Here is a 12,549-nt window from a genome sequence, read left to right on the forward strand (position 1 = left end):
CGCCGACCATCAGATCCCTTGGCTGCGAGCTGCTCTCGGTTCCGACGGGTCGTTTCCCCGACCTATTCCTGTCACCGGTCACCACACGTCGTCGGCGCGTCACCTCGCGTCGGCCGAGCCGAACAAGGAATAGCATTGCGCGCGTCTCGATTTCGAGCGATTGCTCTGTCCCGACCACGTTCGAGTATCCGATTCCGGGTACTCGCGATCGCCGTGGTACCGAGTATCGTCCTGCTGGCCACCGGCGGCCTGGTGGCGATTTCGCTGGCGACGACAGCCCAGTCGGCCCGCGCTTGGGCTGAATACCAGCGTGAGATCACCGATCCGAACCTGAACTTCATCACCGCGGTCCAGGGCGAGCGGACCACCAGCCTGCTGACGTTGGCCGGATCCGGGTCGGCCGCAGCGGAATTGGCGCCGCGGCGCGCTCGAACAGATACCGCGATAGGCGAGCTGAACCGGGCGATCGCGGGATTGCGGGACATCGACCCCGATTCCGTCGCGCAGGCCAGCGCGAACTTCGCGGACTTGTCACAGCAGATCAGACTCGTGCGGCAATCGGTCGACACGAGGAGTACCGACGCCACACAGATCGACGGCTTCTATTCGAAGCTGGTGGCGATCGTCTCGAGCGGACTCGAGGAGAGTGCGACCCGTAACGCCTCCAGCCACGAGAACGTCGCGCAGGAGTTCACCATGGCCGACTTGGTTCAGGTCGCGGATCTCCATTCGCGGGCAACGGGTTTGGCGGCCTTCGTGGCGGTCCACGGTGACGCGGAATCCGCCGCGAAGCGCGCGATCACCGCACTCGACGGCGCGTTCGCCGCACAGCTGACGACGGTGCTGCCCCAGCTACCGCAGCGCTCCGCGGAGACCTACCGAGCCCTGTCCGGCGGCCGACCATGGCAGCTCGCTGCCCTCGGACGCCACAATCTGGCGGAGGACGGCACGCTGTCGATGCAGTACGACGAGTGGTCCACCGCAGCGCAATCCGTCGATGCCGGATTGCTGGAGCTGCTGCGCCAATTCAGCGCTCATACCTTCGACGCCTCGGATTCCACCGCGACGAAGTCGCTGACGCGTTCGATCGGCGGCGGAACGATTCTGGCGGTCATGACACTGGCGGCCCTGGTCGTGGCCGCTGTCCTGGCGAACCGGCTCATCGCTCGGCTCCGCAATCTTCGCGCCCGCAGTCTCGAACTCGCCGAGGAGACGCTGCCGGCGCTGCTGGAGCGGATTCACAATGGCGACGAGATCGATATCGACGCCGAGACAGCGGATTTCGACACCCGACGGGATGAGATCGGCCAAGTTTCCGCGGCTTTCCTCACCGCGCAACGCGCCGCTATAGAGGCCGCTGTCGGAGAAGCTCGCACCCGGGCGGGATTCAACCGGGTCTTTCTCGATATCGCCAACCGCAATCAAACGGTCGTCCGTCGACAGCTGCAAATCCTGGACACCGCCGAATCGAAGCAGAACGACGCGGAACAGCTCCAGTACCTGTTCGACCTCGATCATCTGACCACACGTGCACGCCGAAACGCCGAGAACCTGCTCATCCTCGGTGGCGGCGAGGCAGCTCGCCGGTGGCGGCAGCCCGTCTCGCTCGAGGAGATCGTCCGCAGTGCGGTGTCGGAAACCGAACATTTGGCCCGGGTCGGCGGTGTCCGGGTGCCGCAAGTGTGGGTCGAGGGCAAGGCCGTCGCGGACCTCGTACACCTGTTGGCCGAGCTCATCGACAATGCGACCGGCTTTTCGCCGCCGGACGCCGCGGTGTCGGTGTACGGCAATTTCGTCGGGCGCGGCGTCGCGATCGAGATCGAGGATCAGGGCCTCGGCATTCGCTTCGAGGAGCGCGAACGACTCAACGAACTGCTGCGCAACCCGCCCGAGTTCCACGAGATGGCATTGGCGGGCAGGCGAAATCTCGGGCTGTTCGTGGTGGGACGCCTGGCGCGCAGACAGGAGGTGGGCGTCAACTTGCAAGAGTCCGCGTACGGCGGCGTCAAGGCGATTGTCCTGATACCCGATGAATTGCTCCAGCAACCTCCCGGTGACTCCCTCGCCGCCGAGACGCCTCGGCTCCCTTCGGCTGGGCGACGCCGCGACCGTACCGAACCGATGCCGCCGCCGGGCCGCACGCGGGGCACGTCGATCGACAGCGAACCGTCGGCCAGCCCGATTCTGGTCACCACCGGTCGCGCACCGCTTCCGACACGGCAGCGCCAGACGCACCTGAAGCGGGAGCTGCGCGACACAGATAAGGTCGCGGGCCCGAGTTCCGGTGAAACACAACGTAATCCGGATGCCGCGCGCGGCGCGATGATGTCCTTCCAGCGCGGTACCCGCCAAGGTCGCGGTTCCATTCCCGATTCCATCGACTGAAACGAGCAACCAGAATATGAATGACGAAACTCCCACCCGGCTCTCGTCACGTGGATTGGATTGGCTGCTCGACGGGCTGGTCGATCGCATCCCGGGCACCGAGAGCGCGATCGTGCTGTCCGCGGACGGCCTCCCGCTGGCGGCATCGCGAGCATTGGACCGTGAGCAGACAGAACATTTGGCGGCAATGGCCTCGGCCCTGTTCAGCCTGGGTCGCGGGGTCGGCAGCCGATTCGGGAAAGGCGCCCTCCAGCAAACGGTGATCGAGCTCGAACAAGGCTACTTGGTAGTCACCGCCGCCGGTTACGGCGCATGTCTGGCGCTGCTCGCGGAAACGAACGCCGATCTCGGCATGATCGCCTACGAGATGAACGTGATCGTAGGTCAGGTCCGCGATCAGCTGTCGGCCGAATCGCGTATGCCCTCACCAGGCAGTTCCGGGGAGTACCCGTACCGCCCATGAACAACTACGACAGCGATTTCCGGCCGGAGTACGAGGATGATCCGGGTCCGCTCATCAGACCGTTCGCCGTCACCCGCGGCAGAGCCGGTTCCGGCACACATAACCTCGATATCCTCACGCTGGTCGTCGCCATCGGCTCCGACACCGACACCGACGCCGTGACGCTAGAGCGGGAGTACAGCGCGATCGTGCGCATGTGCCAGGGTCGGCCATTGTCCATCGCGGAGATCGCCGCTCATCTCAATCTGCTCGTCGCCGCGGTCAAAGTACTCGTCGGCGATCTGATCAACTCGGGGTACGTCATTGTCAGATCGCCTGTGGCAACAGGTAATCGCCCCGACTCCCGACTACTCCAGGCGGTGCTCGATGGTGTTCGCAAACTCTGATTCCTACGCCTCGCCCGGGCTGCGGTCGCTCCAAGCGGTAAAGCTGTTGATAGCCGGTGGTTTCGGCGCGGGAAAGACCACCATGGTCGGAGCCGTCAGTGAAATCGTGCCGCTGCGGACCGAGGAGCAGATCACCGAACTCAGCATCGGCGTCGATGATCTGGTGGGCGTCGAACACAAGACAACCACCACTGTCGCACTGGATTTCGGCCGGATCACCATCGATTCGAGCCTGGTCCTGTACCTTTTCGGCACCCCGGGACAGGATCGGTTCTGGTTCATGTGGGACGAGCTCACCAATGGCGCGCTCGGTGCGGTGGTCCTCGCCGACACCCGCCGATTGGAAGACTGCTTCGCGCCGGTGGACTACTTCGAATCCCGCGGGGTGCCGTTCCTGGTCGCCGTCAATTGTTTCGACAGCGCGGATGTCTACTACGAGGACGAGATCCGCGTCGCGCTCGATCTGCCCACCGATGTGCCGGTGGTGCTGTGCGATGCCCGGGCCCGGGCATCGGTCAAGAGTGTTCTGATTTGCCTGCTGGAATACATCATGTCGGCCGATGTGTGACAGGCGGCGACCCTCCCAGCGACTACGCGACCGACTATCGCGTGCATACATTTCTTTACTATGCGTATATAGTTCTTACTAGTAGTCAACATCCGGTGCCCCGATCGGGCACCTGTCACAGGAGGCGCCATGACGACTTCCAGCACGTGGGCGGCCAGGGCCCTACTGGCCCGCCGCACGGCGACACTGGGCCCGCACTCACCCCTCTTCTACGAGGAGCCGGTGCATCTGGTGTCCGGTCAGGGCGTGTGGTTGACGGCGGCCGACGGCACCTCCTACCTCGACGCCTATAACAACGTCCCGCACGTGGGGCATTGCAATCCCGTTGTGGTGCGGGCACTTTCGGAGCAGGCTGGCCGTCTCAACGTGAATACGCGCTACCTGTCGGAACTCACCGTCGAATACGCGGAACTGCTGCTGGCCACCTTCGCGCCGCATTTGGACAAGGTGTTCTTCGGCAATAGCGGATCCGAAGCCAATGAGCTGGCACTGCGCATCGCGCGCCAGCACACGGGCAATACCGGCGTGCTGGTCTCGGACTTCTGCTACCACGGCAATACCACCAGCCTCGCGGTATCGACCACCGGCCTCCAGGTCAAGGAACCGCTCGGCGAGCACGTGCGAGCCCTGCGCGTTCCGGATCTCGACAGCGATCCGCGACCGGAGCAGCAGGTGCTCGCGGACGCGCTGGGCCAGGCCGCCGGCGCGGTGGCGTCGCTACAGGCCTCGGGCCACGGCGTCTCGGCGTTCCTGTTCGACCCCTTGTTCTCCACCGAAGGGCTGCTGCGGGTGCCCGCGGGGTATGTCGAGGGCGTCGCCGCCCTCGTGCGCGCGGCGGGTGGCCTCGTTATCGCCGATGAGGTGCAGTCGGGATTCGGGCGTTCCGGGATTCAGATGTGGGGCCACGAGTTGTACCGGCTCACACCGGAACTGGTGACACTCGGCAAGCCGATGGGCAACGGCCATCCGCTCGGCGCCGTCATCACCACCTCCGAGTTGCTGGAGGAATTCGGTTCGGCGAACCTCTATTTCAACACCTTCGCGGGCAACCCCGTATCAGCCGCCGTGGGTATGGCGGTGCTGCGGGAGATGGGTGACCGCGAGTTGCAACGCAGCGCCTTGGATATCGGCTCTCGCGCCCGCGAGGTGCTGGGCAAACTCGCCGATGCATCGCCCTACGTCCGGAACGTCCGGGGTACCGGCATGTTCTTCGGCCTCGAATTCGTTGATGGACAAGGGAATCCGGCGACTCAGCAAACCAAATGGGTGGTCGAGGACATGCGCCGCCGCGGCGTTCTGATCAGCAAGATCGGCGTCCACGAGAACGTGCTCAAGGTCCGGCCGCCGTTGGTCTTCGAGCACGAGCACTTGGATCTGCTCGTCGACCGGCTCGCCGAGAGCCTCGAGGCACTGGAAGCCGCCCATCCGGTACCAGGGAGTCCCGTGCGGGCGGAAACGACCACGGTGCCCGCGCGATTGCCGGAATCGTTGCGGACCGGGCTGTTCATCGATGGCAAATGGCAGTCGGCGACAAGCACTTTCGATGACCACGACCCCTCCAGCGGTCAGCTCCTGACTCGCGTTGGCGCGGCCGACGCCACCGATGTCGATCGGGCGGTACGCGCGGCGCGCACCGCATTCAACGACAGCTGGGGTTCGGTCTCGGGAGCCGAGCGGGGTGCGCTGCTGTACCGGCTCGCGGACCTGATCGAACGTGACGCCGCGATTCTGGCAGAATTGGAGTCGCTCGATATCGGCAAACCGATCGGTCAACCGACGGCCCTGGATCTGCCGAACACGATCGCGACCTTCCGCCACTTCGCCGGTTGGGCCGACAAGATTCACGGCGATTCGATTCCGACCGCCGGCTATATGGGCCGCCCGACGCACTCGTACACCATTCGCGAGCCGATCGGCGTTGTCGCCGCGATCATTCCGTGGAATACGCCCCTCATGATCGCCGGGTGGAAACTCGCGCCCGCACTCGCGGCGGGGAACACCCTGGTGGTCAAGCCCGCGGAGGATGCTCCGCTCTCGATTCTTTATCTGGGCCGACTCATCGAGGAGGCGGGCTTCCCACCGGGGGTTGTCAATATCGTTCCCGGCCTGGGTGATGTTGCGGGGGCGGCGCTCGTGCGGCACCGCGACGTCGACAAGGTCAGCTTCACCGGATCTCCGCGGGTCGGGCAGGACATCCAGCGGACCGCCGCGGAGACCTTCAAACGGGTCACCCTGGAGCTGGGTGGTAAGAGCCCGCAGATCGTGCTCGCCGACGCCGACGTCGACGCCGCGGTCCAGGGCATCGCCATGGGACTGTTCTTCAATCAGGGCGAGGTATGTGCCGCGGGCACCCGCATTCTGGTGCACCGATCGCTCTACGACCGGGTTGTCGCGGCACTGGGTGAGGCCGCCCGCTCGCAGATACCCGGTGCGCCCTTCGATCTCGCCACGACGATCGGCCCGCTGGTCAACCGCCGCCAGCAGGAAACCGTCCTCGCCTACATCGAGAAGGGCAAGGCCGAAGGCGCGCGACTGGTTGCCGGCGGCGGCCGCGTGAATCGAGCCGGATTCTTCGTGGAGCCAACAGTTTTCGCGGATGTGAGCAATGACAGCACGATCGCGCGCGAGGAGATCTTCGGTCCGGTCGGCGCGGTCATGCCGTTCGACGATGTCGACGAGGCGATCCGGATGGCCAATGACACCGAATACGGTCTGGCCGCCACCATCTGGACGCGGGATGTCACCCTCGCGCACACTCTCGCACGCAAGGTGCGCGCCGGTGCGGTGTGGGTCAATGGCTGGGCCGCGATCGACCCCGCGCTGCCGTGGGGCGGCATGAAGACCAGTGGCATCGGACGGGAACTGGGATGGAGCGGGATTCTCGCCAATACCGAGGAGAAGAGCGTCACCGTAGTGCTGTGAAGACCGCTGTGCGGGGTCGGCGGGCAGACCGCCGACCCCGCACGGGCCGGGCAGAGCACTCGAGTAAGGCTGTATTGTCCGAATGGTAAACAGCCGACCGTTCCGTGAAGAAGGAGAACTCGCTTGCCCCCGAAGGGGAAATCCGATGGCGCGCCCGCACCGCTGTCGCTGCGTGAACGCAATCGGCTGCGTACCAGGCAGGAATTGCTCGACGCCGCGTTGGAGGTCTTCGCCGAGGACGGGTACGGCTCCGCGACGGTCGAGGCCATCGCCGCGCGGGCGGGCGCCTCGAAGGTGACGCTGTATTCCTACTTTCCGCAGGGCCGCGAGGAGCTTTTCCGGGAGTTGTACGAGCAGATCAACAACGAGCTGATCGAGCGGGTGACCGAGATCTACGCCACCGACGGCCACTTCGGCGCACGGATCCTGGCGTCGACCGAAGCCCTGGTGAACATTGCCGAGCGGCCGCTGATCGGTCGCTTCTACTCCATCGACGATCCCGCGCTGGACTCCGCCCTCAATCCCGTTCGCGGACATGCCTCCCGGGTAACGGCCGACCTGATCGCGAAAGACCTTGCCGCCGCACAGGAGCTTCGGTCGCTCAGGACGACCGCACCGCCCGCGGCCATCGCTAAATTGTTCGTCGGCGCGATGACATCGGCACTCTCCGAGGTCGCCAAGGAACGAGCAACGTCGCGAGATATCCTGCATGCGATGGAAGCCCTGGTCAGCGCCCTGTAACTCCCAATATGAGATCCGCGGCCCGCTCGCCGACCATGATCGACGGCGCATTGGTGTTCCCGGAGGGAACCGTCGGCATGATCGACGCGTCGGCAACTCGCAGACCCGCCACACCGAAGACCCGAAGGTCTGTTCCCACAACAGCGTCGGGGTCCGCCGCGGAGCCCATCTTGCAGGTGCCGACCTGATGGTGGTAAGTGCCCGCGGTCCGGCGCACGAACTCGCGCAGATCATCGCGGGTCCTGGCATCCGGACCGGGCGCGAGCTCACCCCTGCGCCACGGCGCGAAGGCTTCGGAGGCGCCGATCTCGCGGCAGATCTGCACGGCGTCGACCATCGCTTCCAGGTCGTACGGATCGGCGAGGATATTGGGGTCGGCCAGTGGCTGCTCGTACGGGTCCGACGATGCGAGCCGCAGGGTCCCTCGGGATTTCGGCGCGACGATGCCGGGCGCGATCGTGTATCCGTTGTCCGGCACCGGATAGCCGTCGGCCGGATAGGGAATGTGCATGAACAGCGGTTGCAGATCGGGGGCCGCGCCGGTCCAGCCATCGCTGCGGGCGTACAGCTGCGCTTCGAGCAGGTTGTTCGCGCCCGCGGCGAGTGGCTGTTTCGATTCGTAGACATTGCTGAGCAATACATGGTCGTGCAGGTTCTCGCCGACGCCCGGCAGATCCACCACGACATCGACACCGACCGACGCCAGATGAGCGCTGGGGCCGATACCACTGAGCAGCAATGTTTTCGGTGATCCGATTGCCCCGCCGCTGAGCACGACCTCCGCGTCGGCATACGCACGGACCAACTCCGCACCCTCGCCGGAGAATTCGATGCCAACCGCCCGCCCGTTCTCCACGACCACTCGATGCACCAGCGCACCGGTGGTCACCGTCAGCCGCGGATGGTCGAGGATCGGTCCCACGAAACTCTTCCACGCGCTCATGCGCTCGCCCCCGCGCGTCGTGGTCTGGGTGTACCCGACCCCCACCATCTCGTCGGCGTTGAAATCCTCGATCAGCTTGTGCCCGTTGCGCATTGCCGCGTCCACGAAGGCCGCCGCGAGCGGGTGGGGCGTCCCGATCCGCGAGACGGGCAATGGGCCGTCACCACCATGGTGTTCGGTCGCGCCGAGTTCGTGCGACTCCGATCTCTTGAACAGCGGCAGGACATTCGCCCAGGACCAGCTCTGATCACCCGTCTCGCGCGCCCACTCGTCGTAGTCGCTCGCGTGACCGCGGATATAGATCATCCCGTTCATCGAACTGCTGCCGCCCAGGACCTTGCCCCTGGGCCAGAAGATCCGGCGATCGGCGGCGTGCCGCTGCGGAGTCGTGAACAGGCCCCAGTCGTGCGCACCACCGAGCAGCACAGGCCAACCCTGTGGCGAGTGGATCGCCGGGTCGCTGTCCACCGCCCCGGCCTCGATGACGTGCACGCTGTGCCCCGCGTCGAGCAATCGCCTGACTACGACACTCCCCGCCGATCCGGCGCCCACCACGATGTAATCGCTGCTTCGCCTTTGTTCACTCACATTTATCTCCAACGACCCTCGTACCGTGGCTGCCGTCACAATCATGGAGTGAGTGCAGAAGAAAGCGATTGTGTGAGAGCGAACGATATTTGGTCTATTCGCGCACTACTCGCCCGCTTATCGGCTGCGGTTGGGCAACACGTGGTCGAATTCCGCGAGCACCTGCCGAAGGAAGACCCGAGTTGTAGCGGACTCCGTTGCGCTGTAGATCGTTTCGATTACGGGCAGGAAGTGTCGGCCACTGTCGACGACCACGCGCACCAGCCCTTGTTCGGCGCAACGGCGTATTACCGGTTCCAGCAGCTCCGTGGCCCGCAGCATCTGTCCGCTCGCGGACAGGCAGCATCCGTACAGCAGCTCGGCATTCACCAGCGCGCGCGGCCGGTGCTGTGCGGCAATGCCTCGCACCAGGTCCTGCGCGCGACGGCAGGCCTGCTCCACCGCCGACGGTGACCCGTCGGCGAGCAGCAGGCGGATCGCTGAATCATGGGCGAGTTCGGCGGTGATGCGCTGCGGCGCGTCGGCCGGAGCGTCGTACGGCGCAAGATGGTCGAGCACGGATTTGTCGTCGTCCGACATCGGCGCACCCAACCGAACACGCTCGTTCACCATCCGGGCAGCGAGTCGCGGCAGGGACCGGTCGGTCGCGATCTTGGTGCCCTCCTCGAGCCATCCGAGCGCGGTCTCGCGATCGCCGCGCACCGCGGCCAGGCGCGCCCCGGTGCCGTAGGTCGCCAGCAGGAATTCCACCGCACCGCCCTCCGGGCGCAATCCGGCCGCCAGCAGTTCCTCGGCCTCGATGAATTGGCCCTTTTCGTACAGCAATTCGCCGAGCATCGAACTCGCCAGCCGAGTGGCGTCCGACTGCCCGCCCGTCTCCAGGGCCAGGCGCAACGCACTCCGTAAGTACGACTCGGCAGCGGCGATATCGAACTGCTGGAAGGCGGCCGCGCCCGCGATGCAGTCGCAGTACAGGATGCCGTAGGGCCCCTGGGAACTTTCGCGATAGGGTTCGACCCATCGGTGCCAGCGGCGGACTTCGTCGAAGTCGAACCGGTACAGCGCCGATATCATCGCGGTCACCGCCACCGCGTGGGCCAGGAACGGCCGGATCGGCCCGCTGGTTGCCGCGAGCACCGACTCCGAAATCGACGCCGGTCGATCCACGACCAATGCGGCGGCAGTGCGGGTCAGGTCCACTTCCAGCCGAGCCGCCGCCGATTCCGCACTCTCGGGCGCGGTCGCGAGGGCCGCGGCGGCGCGATCGAGCGCGGCGGAGGCATCGGCCGGGCGGCGCAGCGAAATGCTCGCCCACGCGATATGTACCTGCACCATGGGATTCCGCGTCGTGAGCGAGCCCGGCAGCTTGGCCACGAGCCCGAGGAAGGTCGCATTGCGCGCCTGTTCGATCAGGTCTTCGGCCCGCGTCTCGACCAGGGTGACGGCTCGGTCCGGCGCACCGGCGGCGAGTGCGTGGTCGACCGCTTCGGCGAGCTGATCGTGCTCGGCGAACCACTCCGACGCCCGCAGATGCAACTCTTCCAACAGGCCGGGATGGCGGCGAATCAGCCTGCCGCGCAGGAACTCCGCGAACAGCGCGTGGTACCGGAACCACCGCATATCGTCATCGATACCGCGCAGGAACAGATCTCGTTGCCGCACCTCTTCGAGCATTTCCTGACCGGAATCCACTCCGGCCAGCAGCTCGGCGAGCTCGCCACAGACGCGATCCGGAACCGCCGTCCGCATAATGAAGTCGAGTATGTGGGGTTCGAGCGTATCGATCACGTTCTCCATCAGGTATTCGCCGATGGCGTGATGCCGCCCGGAGATCTGGCCGATACGCGCGCCGGGATCGTCGTGCCCGCGCAATGACAGCGAGGCCAATTGCAGTGCGGCAGCCCAGCCTTCGGTCGAGGCGCGCAGCCGCTCGATCTCCGCGTCCGCCAAGGACAGCCCGTTGGCTCCGGTGAGGAAGGCGGCGGTTTCCGCCGTGTCGAATCGCAGTCCGGTCTCGTCGATTTCGACGAGTTCGTCGCGCACTCGCATGCGCCCCAGCGGCAATCCCCTGCGGCTGCGGCTGGTGACGATCAAGCGCAGGTGATGGCAGCCGTGATCGAGCAGGAATTCCATCGCCGCGAGGGTGGCCGGGCTCGTGACCCGATGCCAGTCGTCGATGACGAGGGCGACCGGCTCGGCGCCGTCGTGCACGGCGTCGATGAGGGTGGCCAGCACCTGCCGTACGGCATCACTGGAGTGTTCTTCGAGGATGCGCGCCAGATCCCCCACCACCGCGGGGTGCGCCCGGCGTATCGCCTCGACGACATGCGACAGGAACCATACGACATTGTCGTCGTCCGGATCGACACTCAGCCATGCGACCCGTATCCCTTGCGCGGCAAGGATATTCTCCCATTCTGCGGCCAGGGTACTCTTGCCGAATCCGGCCGGGCCGTGGATGAGCACGAGCCGTCGTGTGCGTCCTTCACGCAGCACGTCGAGCAGATGATGCCGTGGCACCGGCACACGCACCGTGGTGGGCGGGCGGTACCTGGTAGCGGGCGTGGGCGACACCGCGAGCCGCGGGGACCCCACCGGTGCGGGCGAGGGGAGCTGCGGCCCAACGGTTTCGGCTTCTCCGGCCAAGGCCATCGAGTCCACCGTCAGCCCGCACGAGAACTGAATATTGCGCAACCGGTCGCCGAATTCGCGGACGGAGGCGGGCCGATCCGCGGGGTCCTGTGCCATCGCGGCTTCGATCGCGGCGCACAGTTGTGCGGGCGCCTCGCCCCCGCGCAGGTCCGGCACGGGTTCTGAGGTGATGCGGACGAATTGCGCGACCAGTGATTCATCCCGCCGCCGTTCGAAGGCCGCGTGCCCGGTCAACAGGCTGAACAGCGTCGCACCCAGCCCGTACAGGTCGGCGATCGCGCTCGGTTCACTGCCTCGGAGCACCTCCGGGGCGGTGAAGGCGGGGGTTCCCGCCACGAATCCGTCGCCGGTCCGGAAGGCCCCGCCGAAGCGCGCGATACCGAAGTCGGCGAGCTGCGGCTCGCCGTAATCGGACAGCAGGATGTTGGCGGGGTTGACATCCCGGTGCACAATGCCGACGGCATGCGCGGTCGCCAGCGCACCGGCGATCTTCACTCCGACCGCGAGCACGTCCCGCCAGGGCAGCGGGCCCTTCTCGCGAATCCGGGAATGCAGCGACCCGCATGCGTGGAACGGCATTACCAGGAAGGGCAAACCGGTGGCGGTGACGTTCGCGTGCAACACCTGGACGATGTGCGGATGACCGGAGAACCGGCCTAGCGCCCGCTGCTCGCGCAGGAACCGGGCCGACTCCTCGGGACCGCCGCTCGCATCGAGCACCTTCACCGCCACGGTGCGCTCGAGCGCGTGCTCGACACAGCGGTACACGACCCCGAAACCACCGCGGCCGATCTCCCGCGCATCATCGAAGCCCGCCGCGGACAGTTCCGCGACGATGTCTTCGATACCGACCTCACGCTGCGTCCGGTCGAGGTCCCGATCGACCATCGCTCAGTTCACC

Annotated in this window: 8 protein-coding genes and 1 pseudogene; 7 read left to right on the forward strand and 2 right to left on the reverse strand. The window is 65.9% G+C overall.

Annotated elements, in window-relative coordinates:
* Nucleotides 1–213: 213 nt before the first annotated feature.
* The 7 genes and pseudogenes from ACQP2U_RS27985 (at nt 214) to ACQP2U_RS28015 (ending at nt 7,465) form a co-directional block, all read left to right on the forward strand.
* Complete coding sequence (locus ACQP2U_RS27985) at nt 214–2,385, forward strand: sensor histidine kinase (protein WP_433710183.1); 2,172 nt, start codon at nt 214–216, stop codon at nt 2,383–2,385.
* 16 nt (nt 2,386–2,401) lie between these two features.
* Nucleotides 2,402–2,848 (forward strand): roadblock/LC7 domain-containing protein, encoded by a 447-nt coding sequence (locus tag ACQP2U_RS27990; protein WP_433710184.1) that lies wholly within the window; start codon nt 2,402–2,404, stop codon nt 2,846–2,848.
* Nucleotides 2,845–3,234, forward strand: a complete 390-nt coding sequence (locus ACQP2U_RS27995) for a DUF742 domain-containing protein (protein ID WP_433710185.1) — start codon at nt 2,845–2,847, stop codon at nt 3,232–3,234. Before ACQP2U_RS27990 ends, ACQP2U_RS27995 begins: the two co-directional genes overlap by 4 nt.
* Nucleotides 3,215–3,802: a GTP-binding protein gene (locus ACQP2U_RS28000; RefSeq protein ID WP_433710186.1), complete on the forward strand. Its 588-nt coding sequence runs from the start codon at nt 3,215–3,217 to the stop codon at nt 3,800–3,802. The genes ACQP2U_RS27995 and ACQP2U_RS28000 overlap by 20 nt, the downstream gene beginning before the upstream one ends.
* A gap of 129 nt (nt 3,803–3,931) precedes the next feature.
* Nucleotides 3,932–5,188 (forward strand): annotated as a pseudogene (locus ACQP2U_RS28005) (aspartate aminotransferase family protein); the annotation flags it as partial.
* Nucleotides 5,189–5,245: 57 nt separating this feature from the next.
* Complete coding sequence (styD, locus tag ACQP2U_RS28010; protein ID WP_433716606.1) at nt 5,246–6,724, forward strand: phenylacetaldehyde dehydrogenase StyD; 1,479 nt, start codon at nt 5,246–5,248, stop codon at nt 6,722–6,724.
* Between the two features lie 123 nt (nt 6,725–6,847).
* Entirely contained in the window at nt 6,848–7,465 is a 618-nt protein-coding gene (locus tag ACQP2U_RS28015) for a TetR/AcrR family transcriptional regulator (RefSeq protein WP_433710187.1), read from the forward strand.
* Here the strand turns inward: ACQP2U_RS28015 and ACQP2U_RS28020 are convergent.
* Together ACQP2U_RS28020 and ACQP2U_RS28025 are read right to left on the reverse strand one after the other, a co-directional pair.
* Nucleotides 7,452–8,996, reverse strand: coding sequence for a GMC family oxidoreductase (locus ACQP2U_RS28020; RefSeq protein ID WP_433710188.1), 1,545 nt, complete (start codon nt 8,994–8,996; stop codon nt 7,452–7,454). The two genes, ACQP2U_RS28015 and ACQP2U_RS28020, sit on opposite strands and share 14 nt — an antisense overlap.
* 117 nt (nt 8,997–9,113) lie before the next feature.
* Nucleotides 9,114–12,536 carry a protein kinase domain-containing protein gene (locus ACQP2U_RS28025; RefSeq protein ID WP_433710189.1) on the reverse strand — a complete coding sequence of 1,141 codons (3,423 nt, stop codon included), beginning with the start codon at nt 12,534–12,536 and terminating at the stop codon, nt 9,114–9,116.
* Between the last annotated feature and the right edge of the window lie 13 nt (nt 12,537–12,549).

Origin of the sequence: Nocardia sp. CA-084685 (assembly GCF_050955785.1) — a bacterium.
GTDB lineage: Bacteria > Actinomycetota > Actinomycetes > Mycobacteriales > Mycobacteriaceae > Nocardia.